Source organism: Pseudomonas sp. MF6396 (assembly GCF_002018915.1).
In the GTDB taxonomy this organism is placed as follows: domain Bacteria; phylum Pseudomonadota; class Gammaproteobacteria; order Pseudomonadales; family Pseudomonadaceae; genus Aquipseudomonas; species Aquipseudomonas palmensis.
In genome coordinates this window covers 33,217-58,145 of record NZ_MVOK01000021.1, presented here as the reverse complement: position 1 = coordinate 58,145, position 24,929 = coordinate 33,217, and the positions used below count along the sequence as shown (strand labels likewise).

The following is a 24,929-nucleotide window of genomic DNA, read 5'->3' as shown; positions in this document are numbered from 1 at the left end:
TCAGCGCTTGCGCAGGCTTTCCAGCAACTTGTGCGTCGGGTAGCCATCGGCCGGCCAGCCCTGCGCCTGCTGCGCACTGCGGATGGCCTTGCGCGTGTTGGCGCCGATGATCCCGTCTGCGGTGCCCGCGTCATAATTGTTGGCGCTGAGCAGTTGCTGCAGCTCGATCCGCTCGCTGCGGCTCAGCGGCAGGTCATCCTTGGGCCACGACCCGCGAATGAAGCCCGAGTTGTCGAAGCGTTCCGCCAGCAGGCTTACGGCCAGCGCATAGGACGACGAGTTGTTGTACTTGAGGATCGCGCGGAAGTTGTCCAGCACCAGGAATGCCGGGCCACGGGCGCCCGCCGGCAGCAGCAGGGCGGCCGAGAGCTGTTCGGTACCGGCCGGGGCACGGGCACCGGCTGGCAGGGTCACACCCAGTTGCTGCCACTCGGCCACGCTCTTGCGCAGGCTGCCATCGGCCAGCCAGTAGTCGAAGCTGCCTGGCACCTGGACTTCGAAGCCCCAGGGCTCGCCACGTTTCCAGCCGGAGCTTTGCAGGTAGTGCGCGGTGGAGGCCAGCGCATCGGCCGAGCTCTTCCAGATGTCGCGGCGACCGTCGCCGTCGAAGTCCACGGCGTGGGTGTTGTAGGTGGTCGGGATGAACTGGGTCTGGCCCATTGCGCCGGCCCACGAACCCAGCATGGCCTCGGGCTGGATATCGCCGTTCTGCAGGATCTGCAGGGCCGCGATCAGCTGCGCCTGGGCAAATGCCGGGCGGCGTCCTTCATAGGCCAGAGTGGCCAGGGAGCGGATCACCGACTTGCTGCCCTGGAACTGGCCGAAGTTGCTCTCCATGCCCCATACCGACACCAGTACGCTGCGGTCCACGCCATAGCGTTGTTCCAGCTGGCTGAGCAGGACGGCATGCTGGTCGAGCAGCTTCTTGCCGTTGCGAACGCGCAGGGGCGACAGCGCGCCCTCGAGGTATTCCCACACCGGCCGGGTGAATTCGGGTTGGCTGCGGTCGGCCTTGATCACGTCCATGTCGGGGGTGATGCCGATGAACGCGCGGTCGAAGGTGGCCGGGGTGATGCCGGCCTGCAGGGCCTGCTGACGAAAGCCGGCTTGCCATTGGGCAAAGGTCTGCAGGGGCTGGATTTCCGGGCTGGCGTCGGTGTTCGGGGTGGGCAGGGTGACCACCGGGGCAGGTTGCGCGGGAGCCAGGGGCAGGGTGTCGGCGACGGTAGGTTGCTCGGCACAGGCGACGAGCAGGATAAGGCTGGAAGCTGCGGTCAGCTGGCGAAGTTGCCGGCGACGGGAGGGGCATAAGGGCATGCATGGGTCCAGGTATTTCAGGTCAGGTGACGACCATATCATGCCTGTGGGTTTCTTGCTTTCATGCGGCCAAAAAGTGAGAAGCCTCCCAATCTCTCGATTGGAAGGCTTCGCGGCGGTAGCTGCCTTTGCCTTTGCCGGCGGGTTCCTGACGGCTGCGGAACAAGGGCTGGGCGATGATCGATTTGGCCTTGTTGGGCCGGTGCTTTGCGGGCTTTTTGCTCATGGCAGAGGTCCTGCTCAGATGGGTGTGGGCGCAATATAGGCGCTGAACCCCTCGCAGGCAAGGGCAGAGCCGGCATTGCCGGCGATGGGCTGCGCAGCGGCCCCCAGAAGCTTCGCCGGTGCTGACCGTCAGGGGGGTTACTCGGCAGGCAATGCCAGCCGCTGACCCGCCATCAACAGCGACAGCCGCGACAGGCTCACCCAGGGCGAGCCCTGGGCCTGGCCCTTTATCTGCGCATCGATGCGCTGGGCATCCTGCAGCAGCTGCGCCCAGCGTTGCGCCGAGTAACGCTGCAGGGCCTTGCTCATCAAGGGCTTGCGCTTGTCCCACACTGGCGGGCGAGCCTGGCTGAACGCCTTGTCCAGCGGCACGCCCTGGGCGAACTGCTGGGCCAGGCCGGCCAGTACACGCAGCTCGCGCGCCAGTGCCCAGAGGATCACCGGTGGCTCGACCCCTTCGCCGCGCAGCCCCTCGAGCATGCGCAGCGCATGCGCGGCCTCGCCGTTGAGGATCGCATCGACCAGGCCAAACACGTCGAAACGTGCACTGTCGGCCACTGCTGCCTGCACGGTTTCCACCGTGATCGTGTTGCCGTCGGCCAGCAGCTTGAGCTTTTCGATCTCCTGCGCTGCGGCCAGCAGGTTGCCTTCGACCCGTGCGGCGATCAGCTCCACCGCATCACGCTGGGCCGAGAGCCCGGCCTGGGCCAGGCGCTGGTTGATCCATTGCGGCAGCTGCTGGGTGTCGACCGGCCAGATCTGCACGAACTGCACCTGCTGGCCTTCGATCAGGGCCTTGCCCCACTTGGTCTTCTGCGCGCTGCCATCAAGCTTGGGCAGGCTGACCAGCAGCAGGGTGTCGTCGGCCGGGCGCGCACAGTATTCGATCAGTGCCGCCGCGCCCTTGTCGCCGGGCTTGCCCGATGGCAGGCGCAGCTCCAGCACACGCTTTTGCGCGAACAGCGACAGGCTGGCACCGGCCTGCAGCAGGGTGCCCCAGTCGAAGTTGGCGTCGGCGCTGAACACCTGGCGTTCGTCGAACCCTTGCTGGCGAGCCGCCAGGCGCACCGCATCGGCGGCTTCCTGGCACAGCAACGGGTCGTCGCCACTGATCACGTAGACCGGTGCGAGGTTGCCTTGCAGGTGTTTGGGCAGTTGGGCAGGTGTGAGCTTCATAGGACAGATAGACGGGGCGCCGAAGCGCCCCGTTCAGGCTCAGTTGGCCGGCAGTTCCAGCGGCGATTGCTGGGGGGTTGCATCCTGGGCACGGCGTGCAGCTTCAAGCGCCTGGGCTTCGGCCTTGGCCCGCTCATCGGCCTGCTGTTGCAGGCTGTCGAGCTGCTCGGGGGTCAGTTGCTGCAGGCGCAGCACCATGCGCTGCACCAGCTCGCGACGAATCTCGTCACGGATCTGGCCGGCTTCCTGATCGGAACCGGTCAGGTTGTTGCTGTCGTGCACGTAGACCTTCTGCACTTCGATCTTGTCGTTCAGCAGGCTCAGGTTGTCCAGGCCCTTGATCTCGTAGCTAAGCTCGGTGGTCAGCTCGTACTCCACCGAACGGCCGGCGCCGGCATAGCTGGCCGCGCGCTGGTTTTCCTGTTCGTTGGTCAGGATCAGCTTGTACGGCGCACCTGTGTGCACGTTGACGCCGCTGGTTTGCAGTACCTGGCGCAGCTGGGTCACGGTTTCGCCATAGGCATTGCGCGCGCTCAGGTCGATTTCCTTGAGGCTCAGCTCGGTGACACCGGTGCCACGCAGCTGGAAACCGCAGGCGCTGAGCAGGACCGCCAGGCCCATCACCAGCAGATTGCGTTTGATCATCTTGTTGCTCCCTTGAACCTTGTAGGCGGTGCGGGCGCCATCAAGGCGCCCGTTGCTCTCAGTTGGCGACGATATTGACCAGCTTGCCAGGTACCACGATGACCTTGCGGATGCTCAGGCCTTCGGTGAAACGCAGCACGTTCTCGTTGCTGCGCGCGGCGGCCTCGATTTCTTCACGGCTGGCACCGGCCGGCATTTCGATGTGCCCGCGCAGCTTGCCGTTGACCTGGATGACCAGTTCGAGGGTGTCCTGCACCAGCGCGCTTTCGTCGACCGCCGGCCAGCCGGCATCGATGATGGCCTGGGTGTGGCCCAGACGCTGCCACAGCTCGTGGCTGATGTGCGGGGTGATCGGCGCCAGTATCAGGGCCACGGTCTCCAGGCCTTCCTGGATCAGTGCACGGTCCAGGTCGGTGGCTTGCGAGGCCTTTTCCAGCACGTTCATCAGGGTCATCACCTGGGCGATGGCGGTGTTGAACTTGTTGTGCTGGCCCACGTCGATGCTGGCCTGGCGGATCGCCGAATGGGTGGCACGGCGTACCAGCTTCTGTGCGTCGTTCAGGTTGCCCAGCTCCAGCTTGCCCGGCAGGCCCTGGCCGACGTGGGCCTGGGCCAGGCGCCAGACGCGGCGCAGGAAGCGGTTGGCACCCTCGACGCCGGAGTCGGACCATTCCAGGCTCATGTCGGGCGGCGAAGCGAACATCATGAACAGGCGGCAGGTGTCGGCACCGTAGGCTTCGATCATCGATTGCGGGTCGACGCCGTTGTTCTTGGACTTGGACATCTTCTCGGTGCCACCGATGATCACCGGCAGGCCGTCGGTCTTCAGGCGCGCACTGATGGCCTTGCCCTTGGCATCCAGCTCGACTTCGACGTCGGCCGGGTTGAACCAGTCCTGGCCGCCGTTGCTGGCGACACGGTAGTAGGTGTCTGCCACGACCATGCCCTGGGTCAGCAGGTTCTTGAACGGCTCGTTGGAGGTGACCAGCCCTTCGTCGCGCATCAGCTTGTGGAAGAAGCGTGCATACAGCAGGTGCAGGATCGCGTGCTCGATACCGCCGATGTATTGATCGACCGGCAGCCAGTGGTTGGCCGCCTTAGGGTCGACCAGGCCCTGGTCGTAGTTGGGCGAGGCATAACGGGCGAAGTACCAGGACGACTCGACGAAGGTGTCCATGGTGTCGGTTTCGCGCTTGGCCGGCTGACCGCATTTCGGGCAGCTGCATTCGTAGAATTCAGGCAGGCGCGCCAGCGGCGAGCCGGCGCCGTCCGGAACCACGTTCTCCGGCAGGATGACCGGCAGTTGGTCTTCCGGCACGGGTACGTCGCCACAGGCGTCGCAATGGATGATCGGGATCGGGCAGCCCCAGTAGCGCTGGCGGCTGATGCCCCAGTCGCGCAGGCGGAACTGGGTGCGCGACTGGCCCAGGCCCTTGGTGATCAGTGCGGCTTCGATGGCATCGAAGGCGCCGGGGAAGTCCAGGCCGTCGAACGCGCCGGAGTTGATCAGCTGGCCGTGCTCGTTGTAGGCGGCCTGCCATTCGCTGCCCACTTGATCGCCGGCACTGGTGCGCACCACGGTCTTGATCGGCAGCTTGTACTTGGTGGCGAACTCGAAGTCGCGTTCGTCGTGGGCCGGTACGGCCATGACTGCGCCGTCGCCGTAGTGCATCAGCACGTAGTTGGCGACCCACACCGGGAGCTTCTCGCCGGTCAGCGGGTGCTCGACCAGCAGCGAAGTGGCCAGGCCCTTCTTCTCCTGGGTGGCGACGTCGGCTTCGGCAACGCTGCCGCTCTTGCACTCGTCGATGAACGCCTGCAGCTCAGGGTTGCCCTTGGCTGCGAGGGTCGCCAGCGGGTGCTCTGCGGCCACTGCCACGTAGGTGGCGCCCATCAGGGTGTCGGGGCGGGTGGTGAAGACTTTCAGCGTGCCCGCTTCGCCGATGCTGGCCTGGTCGTAGGGGAACTGCACTTCCATGCCGCGCGACTTGCCGATCCAGTTGCGCTGCATGGTCTTGACCTGTTCAGGCCAGCCCGGCAGCTCGTCGAGGCTTTCCAGCAGCTCGTCGGCGTAGGCGGTGATCTTGAAGTAGTACATCGGGATTTCGCGCTTTTCGATCAGCGCGCCCGAACGCCAGCCACGGCCGTCGATGACCTGCTCGTTGGCCAGTACGGTCTGGTCGGCCGGGTCCCAGTTCACGGTGCCGTTCTTGCGGTAGATCACGCCCTTTTCGAACAGGCGGGTGAACAGCCACTGCTCCCAGCGGTAGTAGTCCGGCTTGCAGGTGGTGATCTCGCGGGTCCAGTCGATCGCCAGGCCCAGGCTCTTGAGCTGGGTCTTCATGTAATCGATGTTTTCGTAGGTCCACTTGGCCGGTGCCACGTTGTTCTTCATCGCGGCGTTTTCCGCCGGCATGCCGAAGGCGTCCCAGCCCATTGGCTGCAGGACGTTCTTGCCGAGCATGCGCTGGTAGCGCGCGATCACGTCGCCGATGGTGTAGTTGCGCACGTGCCCCATGTGTAGCTTGCCGCTTGGGTAAGGGAACATCGACAGGCAGTAGTAGGTGTCCTTGCCTGGCTGTTCACTGACGTCAAAAGAGTGGTGCTCGTTCCAGTAAGACTGGGCGGCGGCTTCGATTTCGCGGGGCTGATAGAGTTCGTGCATGGCTACTTTGCGCTGAGAAATGGGAGACCTTATCCAGGCTGGTTCAAAACCGTTGTGCCCGGCAATCCGGTGTCAAGAGTGAACGCCGTAGCATACATGACCCCCGTCCATCGTGGGAAACCCTGATTGCACCGGATCGGCCGGCGTTCCGTTGGTCGCGGCAACGGGCTGGTTTTGGGAGTGCCGCTAAGCTGACGTGTGGGGGGAGATGAATCTTATCTTCAATGAGGTGAACGGATGGGAGAGTCGCAGCTGGAACCACTGAAGCCGGAGATTTACGAGCGGTTGCTCGATCGCCTGGGGCTTGCCCTGGATGTCGCCCGTACGGCCGCTCGATTGCGTGATGAAATGCCTGCCGAACTGGAACTGCGTGGCCTGAGCCGCGCCGAATTCGACGTGATCAGGGCCTATCTGGCGTCGTTGCCGGAGGGTGCGCCGGGTCGTGCCGAAGCGATGCAGCAAGCGCAGCCGCCGTCCAGGGCCAAGGTCGTCTGGCTCAAGCAGGCGGCGCGTTCCACCCACACGGCAAAGCCCGGAAAGCTGCACTGCAAATAGATAGGCAGTTGCCGGGCACAATCAGGCGCAGGCGGAGTGCGCCACTGGCACCATGATTCCCATTGATCGGCGCCTGGCGGCATTGTTGCCAGGCGCCGTTTGTCTGTAGCCTTGGGCATCCATGGAGGTGCCTGATGCCATTTCGCTATTTCATCAAACAACTAATTCTGCCGCCCGGCGTGCTGCTGTTGCTGCTGCTGGCAGCGTGGTGGCTGCGCCGGTCCTGGCCGCGTACCTCGCTGTTGTGTTTCATCGCCGGCCTGGGCGGGCTGTGGCTGATGAGCCTGCCGGTGGTGGTGGAGTTCGCGGCGCGCCAGCTGGAGCGTGTGCCGCCGCTTGCGACGCAGCAGTGGCAGGCGCTGGCCGGCCAGGCCGACGTGATCGTGGTGCTGGGCGCCGGGCGCGAGCGCGGTGATCCGGCCTGGGGTGGCGCCGACCAGCCCACCGGCGTGGCACTGGAGCGTATGCGCTACGCGGCGCAACTGGCCAAGGCCAGCGGCCTGCCGCTGTTGACCAGCGGTGGGCTGCACTACGGTACGCCGCCGAGCGAGGCGCGATTGATGGCCGATTCGTTGCAGCGCGATTTCGATGTGCCGGTACGCTGGCTCGAAGAGCAGAGCCGTACCACCTGGGAGAACGCCCAGATGAGCGCCGCGCTGCTGTTGCCGCAGGGCGTGAAGCGTGTGGTGGTGGTCACCCAGGCCTGGCACATGCCGCGTTCGGTGTGGAGTTTCGAACAGGCGGGGTTCGACGTGGTGGCGGCGCCGGTTGGCTATCTGGGGCATGCCTATGCACGCCCGTTCGGCGGCTGGATGCCCGAGAGCCGCGCCATGTGGCAGAGCGGCCAACTGCTCAACGAAGCAGTCGGCCTGCTGGGTTATCGCCTGTTCTACTAGACCGTCTTGGCAATGCGGCTGGCCAGCAGGGCCCAGCCGAACAGGCCCAGGCACAGGAGGGTCAGCGGCCAGGAGCGCCAGTGCAGGTAGGGCGTGAGTTTCTGCATCGGCACCACTTCACCGTAGAGGATGCCGCGTTCGAACTGCGGAATCTGCGCGGTGATCTTGCCGAACGGGTCGATCAGGCCGGTGACACCGTTGTTGGTGGCGCGGATCATCCAGCGCCCGGCTTCCAGGGCGCGCATCTGCGCCATCTGCAGGTGCTGGATGGGGCCGATCGACTTGCCGAACCAGGTGTCGTTGCTGATGGTCAGCAGGATGTCGCTCTTGGCGGCAAGGCTGGCGGCCAGTTCCGGGTAGACCACTTCGTAGCAGATCATCGGCGCCAGGTGGTAGCCCTTGGCCTGCAGCATGGCCTGGTCTTCGGGGCCGCGGGCGAAGTCCGACATCGGCAGGTCGAAGAAGGCGATCAGGCCACGCAGCATGTCCTGCAGGGGCACGTACTCGCCAAAGGGCACCAGCTTCTGCTTGAGGTAGGTGCCGTCACCCTCGCCGACCACGGTGATGCCGTTGTAGTAGCGCCGCTGCTGGTGCACCACCTCACGTACCGGCACACCCGTGATCAGCGCCGAATGCCGGTCAGTGGCGAAGCTGCCCATCATGTCCAGGTAGCCCTGGGCCTGCTCCTTGAGCACCGGCACTGCGGTTTCGGGCCACACGATCAGGTCCACGGGCCGGGAACTGAAGCTCATGTCGCGGTACAGCGCCAGTTGCCGGTTGAGCTGCTCGGGGTCCCACTTCAGTTCCTGCTCGATGTTGCCCTGGATTGCCGCGACCTTCAGCGGCTCGCCCGAAGGCACGGTCCAGGCATGGCCCTTGAGTGCCAGGCCGATGATCCACGGGGCGAACAGCAGTAGCGCGCCGATGGCCATGAAGCCCTTGCGCTCGCGCAGGCGGTGCAGGTTGCACAGCAGGGCGGCGGTCAGGGCCAGGGTGAAGGACACCAGCCAAATGCCGCCCAGCGGGGCCAGGCCCGCCAGCGGACCGTCCAGCTGACTGTAGCCGGCATAGAGCCACGGGAAACCGGTGAGAAACCAGCCGCGGAACGCCTCCTGGCCCACCCACAGGGCGGCAAAGCACAGCGCGTCGGCCAGCGGTGCTTCAGGGCGGCGCAGCCAGCGCGCCCACAGCCAGGCCGGCAGGGCGAAAAACCACGCGATGGCGGCGAAGAACAGCAGCATCAGGCCGCCGGCCAGCAGCGCCGAGGCGCCGCCGTAGTCGTGGATGCTGACGTAGATCCACCAGGTGCCAGCACCGAACAGGCCGAAGCCGTAGCACCAGCCGCGCCACAGCGCCTGGCGCGGGCTCAGCTCGCGCAGGCCCAGGTAGAACAGCGCCAGCGACAGCAGCGATAGCGACCAGATGTCGAATGGGGCCAGGCTCAGCGGGGTGAGGGCGCCGGCCGCCACGGCCAGCAGGTTACCGGGCCAGCCGGGGCGGGTGATCCAGCGCATGGTTGTCCTTAACGGGTGATGGGGGTCAGGCGCAGCAGGTGAATCCGGCGGCTGTCGGCATTGAGGATGCGAAAGCGGTACGGGCCGATCTCGGTGGTTTCGTTGCGCTTGGGCAGGTGGCCGAAGGCGCTCATGACCAGGCCGCCGACGGTGTCGAACTCGTCGTCGGAGAACTCGCTGTCGAAGAATGCATTGAAGTTCTCGATCGGCGTCAGGGCCTTGATCAGGAAGTCGCCGCTGGGCAGCGGCTTGATGTAGCTGTCTTCCTCGACGTCATGCTCGTCCTCGATGTCGCCGACGATCTGCTCCAGCACGTCCTCGATGGTCACCAGGCCCGCCACGCCGCCGTATTCGTCGATGACGATGGCCATGTGGTTGTGGTTGGCGCGAAACTCGCGCAGCAGCACGTTCAGGCGCTTGGACTCGGGCACGAAGGTGGCCGGGCGCAGCAGGTCCTTGATGTTGAAGCTGTCGCCGTTCTCCTTGAGGATCAATGGCAACAGGTCCTTGGCCAGCAATACGCCAAGCACGTCGTCGTGGCTCTCGCCGACCACCGGGTAGCGCGAATGCGCGGCGTCGATCACTGCCGGCAGGAGCTCGCGCGGGGTCTGCGACGCCTTGATGCTGATCATCTGCGAGCGCGGCACCATGATGTCGCGCACCTGCAGGTCGGCGACCTGGATCGCACCTTCGACGATGGTCAGGGCCTCGCTGTCGAGCAGCTTGTTCTGGTGCGCTTCGCGCAGCAGCTCGAGGAGCTCCTGGCGGTTTTTCGGCTCATGGGCAAAAGCCTGGGTCAGTTTGCCCAGCCAGGACTTTTGCCCGTTGCTCGATCGATCTTCGCTCATGGCGGTTACTCGTGATCCTTGCAGATATCAGTGTGGGGTGCGTCGTGTTCGTCGTCGGCGTACGGGTCGGGGTGACCCAGTTCGGCAAGCAACGTTCGTTCCAGTGCTTCCATTTCCTCGGCCTCATCGTCGTCGATGTGGTCGTAGCCCAGCAGGTGCAGGCAACCGTGGATGACCAGGTGGGCCCAGTGGGCTTCGAGGGCTTTGCCCTGCTCGGCGGCCTCGCGCTCCACCACCGCCACGCAGATCACCAGGTCGCCCAGCAGCGGGATGTCGAGCAGGTCGTCGGGCACATCGGCCGGGAAGGACAGCACGTTGGTGGCGTAGTCCTTGTGCCGCCAGGTGTGGTTCAGCTCGCGACCTTCGGCTTCGTCGACCAGGCGGATGGTCAGTTCAGAATCGGCACTGCGCTGGCGCAGGGCCAGGGCGCACCATTGGCGGAACTGTTCTTCACTCGGGGCGCTTGCCTGGGTGGCCAGTTGCAGATCGAGCTCAAGCATCGTGCGGTTTGCCTTCGGTCGGGCCCGCCTGTGCATTCTCGAAGCGCTCGTAGGCTTCGACGATGCGCTGGACCAACGGGTGGCGCACGACGTCCTTGGGCTGGAAATGGGTGAAGCTGATGCCCGGCACGTCCTTGAGCACGCTGATGACGTGGGCCAGGCCCGACTTGGTGCCGCGCGGCAGGTCGACCTGGGTGATGTCACCGGTGATCACGGCAGTGGAACCGAAGCCGATACGGGTGAGGAACATCTTCATCTGCTCGACGGTGGTGTTCTGGCTCTCGTCGAGGATGATGAAGCTGTTGTTCAGGGTGCGGCCGCGCATGTAGGCCAGCGGGGCGATCTCGATCACCTGGCGTTCGATCAGCTTGGCCACGTGTTCGAAGCCGAGCATCTCGTACAGGGCGTCGTACAGCGGGCGCAGGTACGGGTCGATCTTCTGGGCCAGGTCGCCGGGCAGGAAGCCGAGCTTCTCGCCGGCCTCGACTGCCGGGCGTACCAGCAGGATGCGACGCACCTGTTCACGCTCCAGCGCGTCGACCGCGCAGGCCACGGCCAGGTAGGTCTTGCCGGTACCGGCAGGGCCGATACCGAAGTTGATGTCGTTGCCGAGGATTTCCTTCACGTAGCGCTGCTGGTTGAGCCCGCGTGGGCGAATCATGCCCTTGCGCGTGCGCAGCGAAACGCTGACTTCGTTGACTGCCGGGTTCTCCAGCGCTTCAACGGCCGATTCCTGCAGGAACAGGTGGACCATTTCCGGGGACAGCTCGGTGGCCTTGGTCTCGCGGTAGAGGCGGCGCAGCAGCTGCTCGGCAGAGGAGGTCAGTTTGGGTTCGCCGATCAGTTCGAACTGATTGCCGCGGTTGCGGATCTCGATGGCCAGGCGCTGTTCGATCAGGCGCAGGTGCTCGTCGAACTGCCCGCACAGGTTGGCGAAGCGATGAGCCTCGAAGGGCTCGAGGATGAAGCGATGAGGTTCTATGGGTGCGTTCAAGGTCGTTTTTAGCCGCCCTACGGCAATTTGGATGAATTCAAGGATAACCCCACCCGCGCTACGGTGAAAGCGCTGAAACGATCAAGGGTCGCCGGGCCGCTCGTCGGGCCCGGCGCAGGCCCTTATTGCACCAGCGAACCGAACAGCGAATGTGGCCGTGCATCGTCGATGTGGATGTCGACGAACTGGCCGATCAGCGTGGGATTGTCGCAGCGGAAGTTGACGATACGGTTATTCTCCGTGCGCCCCTGCAACTGCCCCGGGTCGCGTCGCGAATAGTCGGTTACCAGGATGCGCTGCAGGGTGCCGACCATCTGTCGGCTGATCTCGAAGCCCTGGTGGTCCAGGCGGTGCTGCAGTGCAGCCAGGCGTTCCTTCTTCAGCGCCTCGGGGGTGTCGTCCGGCAGGTCGGAGGCCGGGGTGCCCGGACGCGGGCTGTAGATGAACGAGTAGGAGAAGTCGAAGCCGACCTCGGCCACCAGCTTCATGGTGTTCTCGAAGTCTTTCTCGGTTTCGCCGGGGAAGCCGATGATGAAGTCGGAACTGATGCAGATGCCCGGTACCGCCGCCTTGAGCTTGCGCAGCTTGGACTTGTACTCCAGCACCGTGTGCCCGCGCTTCATCGCCGCCAGCACGCGGTCCGAGCCCGACTGCACCGGCAGGTGCAGGTGCTTGACCAGCTCCGGTACCTCGGCGTGCGCCTGGATCAGGCTGTCGGAGAACTCCAGCGGGTGCGAGGTGGTGTAGCGGATGCGATCGATGCCGTCGACGGCCGCCACCACCCGGATCAGCTCGGCGAGATCGGCCACGCGACCGTCGTGGGTCTGGCCCCGGTAGCCGTTGACGTTCTGGCCCAGCAGGGTGACTTCACGCACGCCGTTCTCGGCCAGGTGGATGATCTCGGCCAGCACGTCGTCGAACGGGCGGCTGACCTCTTCGCCGCGGGTATAGGGCACCACGCAGAAGGTGCAGTACTTGCTGCAGCCTTCCATCACCGACACGTAGGCAGTGGGGCCGTCGATACGCGGTTCGGGCAGGTGGTCGAACTTCTCGATCTCGGGGAACGACACGTCGACTTGCGGCAGGCGCGTGGTGCGCGCCGCGTCGATCATCTCGGGCAGGCGGTGCAGGGTCTGCGGGCCGAACACCACGTCGACATAGGGTGCGCGCTTGCGGATCGAATCACCTTCCTGGCTGGCCACGCAACCGCCCACGGCGATCACCATGTCGGGCTTGGCGTCCTTGAGCTCGCGCCAGCGGCCGAGCTGGGAGTAGACGCGGTCCTGGGCCCGTTCGCGGATCGAGCAGGTGTTGAGCAGGATGACGTCGGCGTCTTCGGCCCGCTCGGTCACCTCCAGCGCTTGATGTTCACCCAGCAGGTCGACCATGCGCGAGCTGTCATACTCGTTCATCTGGCAGCCATGGGTTTCGATATAGAGCTTCTTGGCCATGCGTGATCATCAGGTGATTCAAAGAACCGCGCATTATAGGGCGCGTGGTCGAGGGTTCCTAGCGCTGTCGTTCGGGCGGCTATGTTATAGTTTGCGGCTTATTTCCCCCTGTGACTGTTCCAGCCCCCAATGACCAAACGCGAAGCTCCCATCTACAAAGTCATCTTTCTCAACCAGGGCCAGGTGTTCGAGATGTACGCCAAACAGATCTACCAGAGTGACCTGTGGGGTTTTCTGGAGATCGAGGAATTCGTGTTCGGCGAGCGCACTCAGGTCGTGGTCGACCCGAGCGAGGAGAAGCTCAAGGCTCAGTTCGAGGGTGTGGTGCGCAGCTTCGTGCCCATGCATTCGATCGTGCGCATCGACGAGGTCGAGCGCCTGGGCACGCCGAAGGTCAGTGAAGCCCGTGGCGTCAGCAACGTGATGCCGTTCCCGATGCCGATGCCCGAGAAGTAACGGCTGCGTTACGGAAGGGGTGCGAAGGGCGTGCGACCGTCGACGGTCTGCAGCTCCAGCAGGTACTTGCGAAAGATCTGGCCGAGTACCTGGGTGGCCATCTCCAGTTCGTCGCGCTGCATTTTTGCCGACACTTCGTCGGCCATGTCCAGCGCGTCTTCAGCGCCGTTCACCGCGGCCATCTTCAGCACGATATAGGCCTGCACGTTGTTGGCGGCGACGCCTTCGCCGCGAAAGAACATGCTGCCCAGGCGATATTGCGCTTCGGCGTGGCCTTGCAGCGAGGCCTGCTCGAAATAGTTGAGTGCCTTGTTCAGGTCTTGCGGGGCGTTCTTGCCGTCGTAATAGAACTCGCCCAGCTCGTACTGCGCCTGTGCGTCGCCGGACTGCGCGGCCTGCTGGCAGCTGGCCAGGGCCTGTTGCAGTTCTTCGGCAGGCGTATTGAGGGTGCAGCGGCCTGCTGCCGGGATCAGCAACGAGTTACCGCCTGCGGTGGCCAGCAGGGGCTGAAGTAGCAACAGGCAGCCCAGTGCGAGGGCGCGGCCGGCGCGGTTCATGGTGATCGACTTACCTCTGCAAAGCTGCGGCCAATGTGTCTGGTGGCACATTATGGGATAAGCAGCGCCCACCTTACAAAGTCTTTACTCGATTTTCTGCCGAGGGAGGAAGGCGGGGAGGCTTGCGGTGGCTGTTCTGGCGTCTTTGCCGGCCAGGCCGGCCCGTGCAGATTGCATGAGATTGCATGCAACCTGCAGGGGCCGGCCTGGCCGGCGAAGCGGTTTCACAGCTTGGCGAAGGCCCGCTCGGCGGCATCCAGGGTGATCTTCAGCTCGGTCTCGCCGTGGGCGATGGAGGTGAAGCCGGCTTCGAATGCGCTCGGCGCCAGGTACACGCCGCCTTCGAGCATCAGGTGGAAGAAGCGCTTGAAGCGCTCGGCATCGCTGGCCATCACGTCGTCGAAGGTGACGATGTCGTCGGCGCCGCTGAAGTACAGGCCGAACATGCCACCGGCCTGGGTGGTGACGAACGGCACGCTGGCCGCATCGGCGCGCTGCTGCAGGCCATCGAGCAGGCGGCTGGTGAAGGCGCTCAGCTCGTCATGGAAGCCCGGACGGCTGATCAGCTTGAGGGTTGTCAGGCCCGCGGCCATGGCCAGCGGGTTGCCCGACAGGGTGCCGGCCTGGTACACCGGGCCCAGCGGCGCGATCTGCTCCATGATGTGGCGCTTGCCGCCGAAGCAGCCCACTGGCATGCCGCCACCGACGATCTTGCCGAAGGTCGACAGGTCCGGGGTCACCCCGTAGTGCGCCTGGGCGCCGCCCAGGGCCACGCGGAAACCGGTCATCACTTCGTCGAAGATCAGCACCACGCCGTGCTGGTCGCACAGGCTGCGCAGGCCTTCGAGGAAGCCCGGCGCCGGTGGCACGCAGTTCATGTTGCCGGCCACCGGCTCGACGATGATGCACGCCACGTCCTGGCCGACTTCACCGAGCATCTTCGCTACCGCGTCGATATCGTTGAACGGCAGGGTCAGGGTGTGCTTGGCGAACGCCGCCGGCACGCCGGCCGAGCTTGGCACGCCCTGGGTCAGCAGGCCGGAGCCGGCCTTGACCAGCAGGCTGTCGGAGTGGCCGTGGTAGCAGCCTTCGAACTTGATGATGCTGTCGCGACCGGTGAAGCCACGGGCCAGGCGGATCGCGCTCATGGTCGCTTCGGTGCCGGAGCTGACCATGCGCACCATTTCCATCGACGGCACGATCGAGCAGACCAGGTCGGCCATCTCGGTTTCCATCGCGGTCGGGGCGCCATAGGACAGGCCGTGGGCCAGTTGCTTGCGCACCGACTCCAGCACGTCCGGGTGGCTGTGGCCGAGGATCATCGGGCCCCACGAGCCGACGTAGTCGACATAGCGCTTGTCGTCTTCGTCAGTGACATAGGCGCCTTCGGCGTGCTTGAAGAACAGCGGCGTGCCGCCCACGCTCTTGAACGCACGCACGGGCGAGTTCACGCCACCGGGGATGTGCTTCTGGGCATTGGCAAACAGGGTTTCGGAACGAGACATGTCGGGCTCTCTCAGGCAGATGCGAACAGGGCGTTGAAGGCGCGGGCGCGGCGAGTGACCTCGGCCGTGCTGTCGGCGCCGAACAGGCCGTGAATCACCGCCAGCAGGTCGGCGCCATGGGCGACCAGCGGTGCGGCGTTGTCCAGGGTGATGCCGCCGATCACGGCAATCGGCAATTTGATGCGGCCACGGGCGTCCTCCAGCAGCTGCACGTTGCAGGCCGGGGCGCCGGGTTTGGTGGCCGAGTTGAAGAAGCGGCCGAAGGCGACATAGTCGGCGCCTTCGCGGGCCGCCTGCTCGGCCAGGTCGAGCTGGGCGTGACAGGTGGCGCCGATGATCGCGCTGCGCCCCAGCAGGGTGCGCGCCGGGGTCAGCGGGCCGTCGGTCTGGCCCAGGTGCACGCCGACGTCCAGGCGCGCGGCCAGCTCGGCATCGTCATTGATGATCAGGCGGGTGTTGTAGCGCTCGCACAGGGCCTTGAGCGCTTCGGCCTCGCCCAGGCGACGTGCGTGGTCCTGGCTCTTGTCGCGGTATTGCAGCAGGGTCACGCCACCTTCGAGGGCCGCTTCGACGTAGGCAAGAAAGCGGCCAGCCAACAGTTGGCTGTCGGTGATGGCATACAAACCACGTAACTTCATCGTGCAGGCCTCGGGGCGGTCGGTCAGGAACAGAAATCCAGGGGCAGGCGGCGTGGCACGTACTGGCCCTGGCCGAGTTTTTCGGCGTCACGCAGGGTGCGCCAGGTGTAGTCCAGCGCCGAGCGTACCGCGCTGTGCAACTGCTCGCCCAGGGCCAGGCGTCCGGCCAGGGCGCTGGCCAGGGTGCAGCCCGAGCCATGGTAGTCGCCCGGCAGGCGCTGGCAGGTCCAGGTGTGGTGTTCGCCGTCGCGGCTGTACAGGCGGTTGTGAATTTCGTGTTCGTCGCCGTGGCCGCCGGTGATCAGCAGGTGCTTGACGAATGGCAGCAGTTTTTCGGCGCATTCATCGGCACTGCCTTCGGGCAGTTCGGCCAGGATGCGGGCCTCGGGCAGGTTGGGCGTGGCAATGGTGGCCAGCGGCAGCAGCCGTTCGCGCATGGCGTAGCCGACCTCGTCCTTGCCCAGGCGACCACCGCCACCGGCGCGCAGCACCGGGTCGCACACCAGCGGCAGGTGCGGGTGGGCGCTGAGCAGTTCGACGATGGTGTCGACCATGGCCAGCGAGCCAAGCATGCCAAGCTTCACCGCCGCGACGGTCGAGTCGGTCAGCACGGCATTGGCCTGGGCCAGCACCCACTCGCGGTCGAGCACGCGGAAGTCACTGACATTGACGGTATTCTGCACGGTCAGGGCGGTGACGGCCGGGGCGGCGTGACAACCTTGAGCGATCAGGGCTTCGATATCTGCCTGCAAGCCGGCGCCGCCACTGGGGTCGTGGCCGGAGAGACAGAGGACAACGGGGCGGGAGCTGTAGGTATTCATGGTGCGCGAGCTTACCACCAAACGCTTTTGGCGGGTCTTCCAGGCAGGCGGTGTTTTTGATCGACAGGTCAGATTGCTTCTCTGATATAGGCTGAAAACCGCGAGATAGAGCCTCTGAATTGAATTGAAACAACACCGCTGGAAGCGCCGGGAACCTATGCTAGAGTGCTCGCCAATCGATAACAGGTACTGTCGGATTTCGTCGCCTCAAACGGACAGGAGGCCAACGCGACGCGACTGCACATGCCACGCCGGGGCTGTATGCGTAATTTGCTGACTTTCTTGCTGTGCTGTTTGCCACTGTTGGCCAGCGCTGCCGATTTCGACGACACCACCCGGCAGTTGCCGCTGGGCCGCCTGATGCAGGTGTATGAAGACCCCGATGGCAGCGCCAGCATCGCCCAGGTGAGCTCGCCGGACTTCGCCAGCCGCTTCGAGCCGCACCAGGCCGACGTGCTCAACGCCGGCTATTCGACCTCGGTCTTCTGGATCAGGCTCGACCTGCGCTACACCGCCACGGCCCAGGCGGCGCCACGTCACTGGTTGCTGGAGCTGGCCTACCCGCCACTCGATTACCTGGAGCTCTACCTGCCCGATGCCGCCGGGCACTACTACCTGGCGCAGCGCACCGGGGATGCCTTGCCCTACGCCAGCCGCCAGATCCGCCAGAACAACTACCTGTTCAATCTGCCGTTCGCCCCCGGCCAGGCGACTACTTTGTACCTGCGCCTGCACAGCGAGGGTTCGGTACAGGCGCCGCTGACGTTGTGGTCGAGCGATGCGTACCTGGAGGCGCAGCCCACGCGGCTGTATGTGCTGGGGCTGATCTACGGCGTGCTGCTGGGGATGCTGGTGTACAACCTGTTCATCTTCATCAGTGTGCGCGACAGGAGCTACCTCTACTACATCCTCTACATCGCCTCGTTCGGCCTGTACCAGGTCTCGGTCAATGGCGCCGGGGTGGCGTACTTCTGGCCGGACCACCCGTGGTGGGCCAACGCCGCCACCCCGTTGTTCATCGGCGCCGCGGGCCTGTTCGGTTGCCAGTTCGCGCGCAGTTTCCTGCAGATGGCCAGCCACAGCCGCGCCTTCGACCGCTTCCTGCAGGGGCTGATGGCCTGTTCGGTGCTGGTGATGGTGATGTCGCTGGCGCAGGACTACGGGATCGCCCTGCGCCTGGCTACCGCGCTGGCGCTGCTGTTCACGGTGAGCATCTTCGCCGCCGGGCTGTTTGCCTGGTGGCGCGGCATGCGCGTGGCACGCTACTTCATCATCGCCTGGTCGGCCTTTTTGCTCGGCGGGCTGGTCAACACCCTGATGGTGCTGGGCTACCTGCCCAATGTGTTCCTGACCATGTATGCCAGCCAGATCGGTTCGGCGCTGGAGGTGGGGCTGCTGTCGCTGGCCCTGGCCGACCGCATCAACAGCATGCGCGAAGAACAGGCGCGCACGCTGCGTGAGGCCGGGCTGACCCTGGAGCAGGCCAACCTGCAGCTGGCGCGCAGCAATCGCCTCAAGGACGAGTTCCTGGCCACCGTTACCCATGAGCTGCGCACCCCCATGAACGGTGTGATCGGCTCGCTGGAACTGATGCAGATGGCCACCAGCGAGCAGGAGCGTACCCCCTACCAGCACACCGCCAACGCTGCCGCGCAGAACATGATGCGCATGGTCGACGACATCCTGATTCTCACCGAGCTCAAGGCCGGTCGCCTGCAGGTGCAGACCGAGCTGTTCAGCGTGCATGGATTGCTTCACGAACTGCGCGTGCGCTTTCTGCCCAAGGCCCAGGAAAAGGGCCTGTTCTTCAACCTGGACCCGGGCATGGATCTGCCGGACGTGATCCACGGCGACCGGCGCAAGCTGGCCATGTGCCTGAGCTACCTGCTCGACAACGGGCTCAAGTTCACCCATCGCGGCGGCGTGCTGCTCAAGGTGCGGGCCACGCCCATGGGCGTCGATCAGGCGAGCCTGACCTTCAGTGTGCGCGACAGCGGTATCGGCTTTCACTGCCTGGACGAGGCAGCGCCCTACCAGCGTTTCTTCCAGGTCGATGGGTCGATGACCCGCGAGTACGGCGGCCTGGGCATTGGCCTGTCGATCTGTCGCAAGTTGGCGCTGTTGATCGATGCACAGCTGAGCCATCAGTCGAGCCCGGGCGAGGGCAGTTGCTTCGAACTGACCCTGACGGCCCGGGTGCCCAGCGGGTTTTCCGGGGCGCCCAGATCGGGGCAAATCGCGGCTGATTAGGCGTTTTTGTCACTTTGAGCCGGGGGCGGGGCGTGATTCACTGGGGTCACGTCCGGATCTGCCAGGAGCCCCCGATGAACCTGCACCAGTACGCCGAAACCCACGAAGTCACCAACCAGCCGCCCAGCCTCGACGGCGCCAATCTGTATCGCCTCGACCTGCCGCTGCAGCAATGGTCGCGCCATTACGGCGCGGGCTGGGCCGAGTCGCGCATCGATGCCTACGGCGCGCTGGCCGGTGGGCCGCTGATGGCCGCAGGCTTTCTGGCCAACCAGAACAAGCCGCAGTTCAGCAGCCATGACCGTTATGGGCATCGGATCGATCTGGTGGAGTTTCACCCGGCCTACCATGAGCTGATGCGGACTGCCATCGAGCATGGCCTGCCCTCGCTGCCTTGGGCCGAGCCGCGTGCCGGCGCGCATGTCGCCCGTGCCTCGATGACCTACCTGCACAGCCAGGCCGAAGCCGGTAGCGGCTGCCCGCTGACCATGACCTTTGCCGCGGTGCCGGCGCTCAGGCTGCAACCGGACCTGGCCGAGTACTGGGTACCCAAGGTGCTGGCCACCGCCTACGACCCGCGCAATGCCGGCGACCGGCACAAGGTGGGGGTTACGCTGGGCATGGCCATGACCGAGAAGCAGGGCGGTACCGACGTGCGTGCCAATACCACCCGGGCCTACCCGGTGGGCGCGCCGGGGCCGGGCCAGGCCTACGAGCTGGTGGGCCACAAGTGGTTCTGTTCGGCACCGATGTGCGACGCGTTCCTGACCCTGGCGCAGACCGACAAGGGCCTGAGCTGCTTTTTGCTGCCGCGCCATCGCCCGGATGACACGCGCAACCAGTTCTATATCCAGCGCCTGAAGAACAAGCTGGGCAACTGTTCGAACGCGTCCAGCGAGGTGGAGTTTCGCGGCGCCCTGGCCTGGATGATCGGCGAGGAAGGCCGTGGCGTGCCGACCATCATCGAGATGGTGGCCATGACCCGTTTCGACTGCATGGTCGGCTCCAGCGCGCTGATGCGCCAGGCCCTGACCCAGGCCGCGCACCACTGCGCCCACCGCACGGTCGGGGGCCGGGTGCTGGCCGAGCAGCCATTGATGCAGAATGTGCTCGCCGACCTGGCCCTGGAAAGCGAGGCGGCGCTGGCCCTGAGCCTGCGCATGGGGCATGCGCTGGACCAGCCCGACGACCCGCACCAGGCGCGCTTTGCGCGGCTGATGACGGCGGTGGGCAAGTACTGGATCTGCAAGCGCGCGCCGGCCATGATCAACGAGGCCGCCGAATGCATGGGCGGCGCCGGTTACGTGGAAGAGAGCATCCTGCCCCGGCTGTACCGCGAGGCCCCGGTCAACTCGACCTGGGAAGGCTCGGGCAACGTGCAGTGCCTGGACGTGTTGCGTGCCCTGTCCAAGGAGCCCGGTGTACTGGACACGCTGTTTGCGGAGCTGGGCGATGGCCATGGCGACCCGCGTCTGGCCGCACACATCGGCAACCTCAAGGCGGCCTTCGCCGATACCGGCGACATCCAGTACCGCGCCCGCCAGCTCACCGAGGACATCGCCCTGGCGGTGCAGGCCAAGCTGTTGCTGGAGGCCGGCAATGCGGCGGTCAGTGACGCCTTCATTGGCAGCCGGCTGTCCGGCAGCGGCCGGGTCTACGGCACGTTGCCGCGCGGGGCGGACGTGGCGGCGCTGGTGCAGCGGGCCACACCGAACTGGCCGCTCTAACGTGCGTGCCTTTGCCGGCGGATATAGGCAAGATGGGCCCATGCATGTCAGACAGACAGGAAGTACATTGTGAGCCGTACCGATGAAACCTTCGTTGTCGTGGAAACCGCCGAGCAAGCCGTCGACCAGTTGGCCGCCTTGCACGAATCCGCCACCGCCGCACTGAGCCAGGCGCTTAAGCGCTACCTCAAGGACCGCACCGAGCCCAATGCGGCCGAGCGCGCGCAGTTTCGTTACCCCGAACTGCGCCTGACCTACCAGTATCAGGGTGACGTACCGGTGATCACCCGGGCCTACGCCAAGGTTCAGTTGCCGGGCACCTACAGCATCACTGTGACTCAGCCGGCCGCGTTTCGCGGCTACCTGCTGGAGCAGCTCGGGCCCTTGATGCGCGACTTTACCGTGACGGTCGAAGTGGGGCTGAGCGAGCAGAACATTCCCTACCCCTATGTGGTCGAGCAGGGCGATGAACTGGCCGGCACCGGCATCACCGCTGCGGCGCTGGCGCGGGTGTTCCCCAGCACCGACCTGTCGGCGGCCACCGACGGCATCGCCGACGGGCTGTACGACTGGGCCAACGTCGACCCGCTGCCGCTGGCGCTGTTCGACGCGGCGCGGGTCGATTTCTCGCTGCGCCGGCTGGTGCATTACACCGGCAGCGACTGGCGGCATGTGCAGCCATGGATCCTGCTCACCAACTACCACCGCTATGTCGACCAGTTCATCACCCACGGCCTGGAGCAACTGCGCCAAGACCCGCGCTTCGTGCGCATGGTGCTGCCGGGCAACGTGGTGATCGAAAAGGCCATGGACAATGGCGAGGCCCAGGCGCTGGTGGCCGGGGTGGTGTGGCACCGCTACCAGATGCCGGCGTATCACCTGATTGCTGCCGACGGCCATGGCATCACCCTGGTCAATATCGGCGTGGGCCCGTCCAACGCCAAGAACATCACCGACCATCTGGCGGTGCTGCGCCCGCACTGCTGGCTGATGATCGGCCATTGCGGCGGCCTGCGCCAATCCCAGACCATCGGCGACTACGTGCTGGCCCACGCCTACATGCGCCGCGACGGCATCCTGGACCGTGTGCTGCCGCCCAATATCCCGATCCCGGCCCTGGCCGAGGTGCAGTTGGCGTTGCAGGAAGCGGCGGCGCAGGTGACCGGCGAACGTGGCGACGAGCTGAAAAAGCGCCTGCGCACCGGCACCGTGCTGACCTACGACGACCGTAACTGGGAGCTGCGCTGGGCCCAGGAGCGCCCGTTGATCAACCTGTCGCGGGCCGTGGCAGTGGACATGGAAAGCGGCACCATCGCCGCCCAGGGCTACCGCCTGCGCGTGCCCTACGGCACCTTGCTGTGCGTGTCCGACAAGCCGCTGCACAGCGAGATCAAGCTGCCGGGGGCGGCCAACGCTTTCTACAACCGGGCGGTCAGCCAGCACCTGAAGATAGGTATTGCGGCGCTCGACCTGCTGCGCACCGAACTGAACTCGCTGCACTCGCGTAAACTGCGCAGTTTCGACGAGCCGCCGTTCCGCTGAGGCCCCATGCCGTTACCCCCCCGTTCCAAGCCGCGGCCCGCCGCGGCCAAACCCGCCGGCCCGCGTCGCCAGGCCAAGGCGCCGCCGGCCGCGCCGCGTCTGCTCCTGTTCAACAAGCCCTTCGACGTGCTGACCCAGTTCAGCGACGGCGAGGGCCGCGCCACCCTCAAGGACTTCATCGATGTACCGGGCGTATACCCGGCCGGGCGTCTGGACCGCGACAGCGAAGGGTTGTTGCTGCTGACCAATGACGGCCAGTTGCAGGCGCGCATTGCCGACCCCAGGCACAAGTTGCCCAAGACGTACTGGGTACAGGTGGAGGGCGAGCCGACCGAGGAGCAGCTGCAGCGCTTGCGCGAGGGTGTGCAACTGAATGACGGCATGACCTTGCCGGCCCAGGCGCGTCATCTGGAAGAGCCGCAACTGTGGCCGCGCAACCCGCCGGTACGCTTTCGCAAGAGCGTGCCGACCGCCTGGCTGGAGTTGGTGATCAAGGAAGGGCGCAACCGCCAGGTGCGACGCATGACCGCGGCGGTAGGCTTGCCGACCCTGCGCCTGGTGCGCGTGCGGATCGGCGACTGGAGCCTGGATGGGCTGGACCAGGGCTGCTGGCGCGAGGTGCCGGCGCGGCGCTAGACGCCTTCGATGAAGCCGATGACCACGCTCTTGATGACGAAGGCGAGAATGCCCAGGCCCAGCACGAAAAACAGGATGAAGGTGCCGAACTTGCCAGCCTTGGATTTTTTCGCCAGGTCCCAGACGATGAAACCCATGAAACCAATCAGGATGGTGACCAGGATGGTCATCATCCATTCTTCGAACAACGCAGGATCCATCGATCTTCTCCGCCAGGTTGAAGCGCGCGATTATACGCCCGGCCCGCAGCGCTGACTAACGCAGGTGCGTAAGGGGCAGCTCGGTGCTGGCCAGCACCTGGTTGAGCACGAAGCTCGAACGCACGCTGGTGACGCCTTCGATGCGGGTCAGGTGGCCGAGCAGCAGCTTCTGGTAGTGGTCCATGTCCGGCACCACCACCTTGAGCTGGTAGTCGGCATCCATGCCGGTGACCAGGCTGCACTCGAGCACCTGGGGCAGGCTGCGGATGGCGGCCTCGAAGGTTTCGAAGCGCTCGGGGGTGTGCCGGTCCATGCCGATCAGCACGTAGGCGGTGAGGCTCAGGCCCAGCTTCTTGCGGTCGAGCAGGGCGACCTGGCGCGAGATGTAGCCATCGTCCTCCAGTTGCTTGACCCGCCGCGAGCAGGGCGAGGGCGACAGGCCGATCCGTTCGGCCAGTTCCTGGTTGGAGATGCGCGCATCGCGCTGCAGTTCGGCAAGAATGCTCAGGTCGTATCGGTCGAGCTTGCTCATGAATGAAGCCTTTTCTGTTTCGATTGCTGCGGATTATCAATCCTTAGTTAAAAATTGCGCAAGTAATGTTTTGTTGAGCAATTTTAGCAATCCTCTGTCGCAGCGCTTGCCTATGATGGTCAACAGAATCACTGCCCGGACACATGTCCACAGCGGCGGCCCCAATCAGGGGCGCTGCGGCCAGCAACCCCACCTGGTTGTGCTCGGCCCCCGGGCTGCACACTGTTCACAAGACAGCGTGAGGTGAGCCGGCGTCACAAGCGCCGAGCACGGACGAAAATCTCGAAGGGTGGCCTCAGGGTCACCCTTTTTTAATGTCCGCAATTTCATCTGGCGCCTGCTGGCGCGTGGCAGGCGGCCTGATAGAGTAGGCCATGAATGCCAGCGGGAGAGAAACAGCATGAAGTCGCGCATCTGGCAGTTGGCAGGTGTTGGTCTGCTTTGCCTGAGCCTGGGCGTACAGGCCCAGGACGAGCGTCGCGGACCACAGCAGGACCCCAATGGCGGCGAGCGCCCGCCTGCGTCCTCGCCGCTCAACGCGCGCCCGGACGAGGTCCGCCAGACCCAGCCGCCACGCCAGGGGTACTATCAGGACGTGCCGCGGCGCAATGACGCCAATCAGCACTGGCAGGCCGGCGGGCCGGGGCAGCGCCCTGGCGAAGGGCACGGCAATGGCTGGGGCCCCGGGCCTCAGTATCGGCCGGGGCACACCATAGACCGCTTCCCGGAACCGTACCGGCGCGTGCCGTATCGTGGCAGTGACTACTACTATTCCGGTGGCTACTGGTATCGCCCGCAGGGGCCGCATTACGTGGTGGTGGCGCCGCCTTACGGGGTACGGGTGAACTACCTGCCCGACTATGCGCGGCAGGTGTGGGTGGGCAGTGCGCTGTTCTTTCTGGCTGCAGGCACCTATTACCAGTACCTGGACGACAGCCGCGACTATGTGGTGGTAAGCCCGCCGGTGGCTGCGGCGCCGGCGCAACCGGGCAATGGCTATGACGTGATTGCCTACCCGGCCAACGGGCAGTCGCCACAGCAGGTCGATCAGGACCGCTACCAGTGTCACCGCTGGGCGGTGCAGCAGACCGGGTTCGACCCGGCATCGGCGACCTACGCGCCTGCGGCGCAGGTGACGGACACCTATCGACGGGCGCTGGGGGCGTGTTTGAGCGGGCGCGGTTACAGCGTCAACTGAAGCGCAACAGCTTCGCCGGCAAGGCCGGCTCCTACACGCACAGCGTGAATCCCGTAGGCGCCGGCCTTGCCGGCGAAGGGG

Annotated in this window: 24 protein-coding genes; 8 read left to right on the top strand and 16 right to left on the bottom strand. The window is 65.3% G+C overall.

Annotated features, from left to right (window positions below):
* The 5 genes from MF6396_RS19975 to leuS all read right to left on the bottom strand — a co-directional run bounded on the left by MF6396_RS19975 (nt 1) and on the right by leuS (nt 6,028).
* The gene (locus tag MF6396_RS19975; RefSeq protein WP_043863897.1) at nt 1–1,317 is read right to left on the bottom strand and encodes a lytic murein transglycosylase; all 1,317 of its coding nucleotides are present in this window, start codon (nt 1,315–1,317) and stop codon (nt 1–3) included.
* A 61-nt stretch (nt 1,318–1,378) separates the two neighbouring features.
* A complete protein-coding gene (gene arfA, locus MF6396_RS19970) occupies nt 1,379–1,543 on the bottom strand; it encodes an alternative ribosome rescue factor ArfA (protein ID WP_054916343.1) in 165 nt (54 codons plus the stop codon).
* A 137-nt stretch (nt 1,544–1,680) separates the two neighbouring features.
* On the bottom strand, nt 1,681–2,718 hold the full coding sequence (gene holA / locus MF6396_RS19965; protein ID WP_058540594.1) for a DNA polymerase III subunit delta: 1,038 nt from the start codon (nt 2,716–2,718) through the stop codon (nt 1,681–1,683).
* 39 nt (nt 2,719–2,757) lie between these two features.
* Nucleotides 2,758–3,363 carry an LPS-assembly lipoprotein LptE gene (locus MF6396_RS19960; RefSeq protein ID WP_054916345.1) on the bottom strand — a complete coding sequence of 202 codons (606 nt, stop codon included), beginning with the start codon at nt 3,361–3,363 and terminating at the stop codon, nt 2,758–2,760.
* A gap of 58 nt (nt 3,364–3,421) precedes the next feature.
* Entirely contained in the window at nt 3,422–6,028 is a 2,607-nt protein-coding gene (leuS, locus tag MF6396_RS19955; RefSeq protein ID WP_054916346.1) for a leucine--tRNA ligase, read from the bottom strand.
* A gap of 237 nt (nt 6,029–6,265) precedes the next feature.
* Here leuS and MF6396_RS19950 point away from each other — a divergent pair, with 237 nt between their 5' ends.
* Both MF6396_RS19950 and MF6396_RS19945 read left to right on the top strand, forming a co-directional pair.
* Complete coding sequence (locus tag MF6396_RS19950; RefSeq protein ID WP_043863893.1) at nt 6,266–6,583, top strand: hypothetical protein; 318 nt, start codon at nt 6,266–6,268, stop codon at nt 6,581–6,583.
* Between the two features lie 134 nt (nt 6,584–6,717).
* Nucleotides 6,718–7,479 (top strand): YdcF family protein, encoded by a 762-nt coding sequence (locus MF6396_RS19945; RefSeq protein ID WP_078481382.1) that lies wholly within the window; start codon nt 6,718–6,720, stop codon nt 7,477–7,479.
* On the opposite strand, the gene lnt is transcribed toward MF6396_RS19945, so the two are convergent.
* From lnt to miaB, 5 genes are all read right to left on the bottom strand, one after another.
* Nucleotides 7,476–8,993, bottom strand: a complete 1,518-nt coding sequence (gene lnt, locus MF6396_RS19940) for an apolipoprotein N-acyltransferase (protein WP_078481381.1) — start codon at nt 8,991–8,993, stop codon at nt 7,476–7,478. The genes MF6396_RS19945 and lnt overlap by 4 nt on opposite strands.
* An 8-nt stretch (nt 8,994–9,001) precedes the next feature.
* Entirely contained in the window at nt 9,002–9,841 is an 840-nt protein-coding gene (locus MF6396_RS19935) for an HlyC/CorC family transporter (protein WP_078481379.1), read from the bottom strand.
* A gap of 5 nt (nt 9,842–9,846) precedes the next feature.
* The gene (gene ybeY / locus MF6396_RS19930; RefSeq protein ID WP_043863889.1) at nt 9,847–10,341 is read right to left on the bottom strand and encodes an rRNA maturation RNase YbeY; all 495 of its coding nucleotides are present in this window, start codon (nt 10,339–10,341) and stop codon (nt 9,847–9,849) included.
* A complete protein-coding gene (locus tag MF6396_RS19925; RefSeq protein ID WP_043863888.1) occupies nt 10,334–11,335 on the bottom strand; it encodes a PhoH family protein in 1,002 nt (333 codons plus the stop codon). The genes ybeY and MF6396_RS19925 overlap by 8 nt, the downstream gene beginning before the upstream one ends.
* 122 nt (nt 11,336–11,457) lie before the next feature.
* The gene (gene miaB / locus MF6396_RS19920) at nt 11,458–12,786 is read right to left on the bottom strand and encodes a tRNA (N6-isopentenyl adenosine(37)-C2)-methylthiotransferase MiaB (protein ID WP_043863887.1); all 1,329 of its coding nucleotides are present in this window, start codon (nt 12,784–12,786) and stop codon (nt 11,458–11,460) included.
* 129 nt (nt 12,787–12,915) lie between these two features.
* On the opposite strand from miaB, the gene MF6396_RS19915 reads away from it, so the two are divergent.
* Nucleotides 12,916–13,242, top strand: coding sequence for a DUF1820 family protein (locus MF6396_RS19915; RefSeq protein ID WP_043863886.1), 327 nt, complete (start codon nt 12,916–12,918; stop codon nt 13,240–13,242).
* Between the two features lie 8 nt (nt 13,243–13,250).
* Here MF6396_RS19915 and MF6396_RS19910 read toward each other — a convergent pair whose 3' ends face one another.
* The 4 genes from MF6396_RS19910 to MF6396_RS19895 all read right to left on the bottom strand — a co-directional run bounded on the left by MF6396_RS19910 (nt 13,251) and on the right by MF6396_RS19895 (nt 16,763).
* The gene (locus MF6396_RS19910) at nt 13,251–13,799 is read right to left on the bottom strand and encodes a tetratricopeptide repeat protein (protein WP_058540589.1); all 549 of its coding nucleotides are present in this window, start codon (nt 13,797–13,799) and stop codon (nt 13,251–13,253) included.
* A gap of 224 nt (nt 13,800–14,023) precedes the next feature.
* A complete protein-coding gene (gene hemL / locus MF6396_RS19905) occupies nt 14,024–15,304 on the bottom strand; it encodes a glutamate-1-semialdehyde 2,1-aminomutase (RefSeq protein WP_054916347.1) in 1,281 nt (426 codons plus the stop codon).
* A gap of 11 nt (nt 15,305–15,315) precedes the next feature.
* Nucleotides 15,316–15,942 (bottom strand): thiamine phosphate synthase, encoded by a 627-nt coding sequence (gene thiE, locus MF6396_RS19900; protein ID WP_078481378.1) that lies wholly within the window; start codon nt 15,940–15,942, stop codon nt 15,316–15,318.
* Nucleotides 15,943–15,965: 23 nt separating this feature from the next.
* Nucleotides 15,966–16,763, bottom strand: a complete 798-nt coding sequence (locus tag MF6396_RS19895; RefSeq protein ID WP_054916370.1) for a hydroxymethylpyrimidine/phosphomethylpyrimidine kinase — start codon at nt 16,761–16,763, stop codon at nt 15,966–15,968.
* 261 nt (nt 16,764–17,024) lie between these two features.
* On the opposite strand from MF6396_RS19895, the gene MF6396_RS19890 reads away from it, so the two are divergent.
* The 4 genes from MF6396_RS19890 (at nt 17,025) to MF6396_RS19875 (ending at nt 22,918) form a co-directional block, all read left to right on the top strand.
* Nucleotides 17,025–19,013, top strand: coding sequence for a sensor histidine kinase (locus tag MF6396_RS19890; protein WP_054916371.1), 1,989 nt, complete (start codon nt 17,025–17,027; stop codon nt 19,011–19,013).
* Between the two features lie 74 nt (nt 19,014–19,087).
* Nucleotides 19,088–20,740: an acyl-CoA dehydrogenase family protein gene (locus MF6396_RS19885; protein ID WP_078481376.1), complete on the top strand. Its 1,653-nt coding sequence runs from the start codon at nt 19,088–19,090 to the stop codon at nt 20,738–20,740.
* 69 nt (nt 20,741–20,809) lie between these two features.
* A complete protein-coding gene (amn, locus tag MF6396_RS19880) occupies nt 20,810–22,282 on the top strand; it encodes an AMP nucleosidase (protein ID WP_043863881.1) in 1,473 nt (490 codons plus the stop codon).
* Between the two features lie 6 nt (nt 22,283–22,288).
* A complete protein-coding gene (locus MF6396_RS19875; RefSeq protein ID WP_043863880.1) occupies nt 22,289–22,918 on the top strand; it encodes a pseudouridine synthase in 630 nt (209 codons plus the stop codon).
* On the opposite strand, the gene MF6396_RS19870 is transcribed toward MF6396_RS19875, so the two are convergent.
* Together MF6396_RS19870 and MF6396_RS19865 are read right to left on the bottom strand one after the other, a co-directional pair.
* Nucleotides 22,915–23,118, bottom strand: a complete 204-nt coding sequence (locus tag MF6396_RS19870) for a DUF2788 domain-containing protein (protein WP_043863879.1) — start codon at nt 23,116–23,118, stop codon at nt 22,915–22,917. The genes MF6396_RS19875 and MF6396_RS19870 overlap by 4 nt on opposite strands.
* 55 nt (nt 23,119–23,173) lie before the next feature.
* On the bottom strand, nt 23,174–23,650 hold the full coding sequence (locus MF6396_RS19865) for an Lrp/AsnC family transcriptional regulator (RefSeq protein ID WP_043863878.1): 477 nt from the start codon (nt 23,648–23,650) through the stop codon (nt 23,174–23,176).
* A 400-nt stretch (nt 23,651–24,050) separates the two neighbouring features.
* Between MF6396_RS19865 and MF6396_RS19860 the strand changes: the two genes are divergently transcribed.
* Entirely contained in the window at nt 24,051–24,848 is a 798-nt protein-coding gene (locus MF6396_RS19860; protein ID WP_078481375.1) for a DUF6515 family protein, read from the top strand.
* Nucleotides 24,849–24,929: the final 81 nt, after the last annotated feature.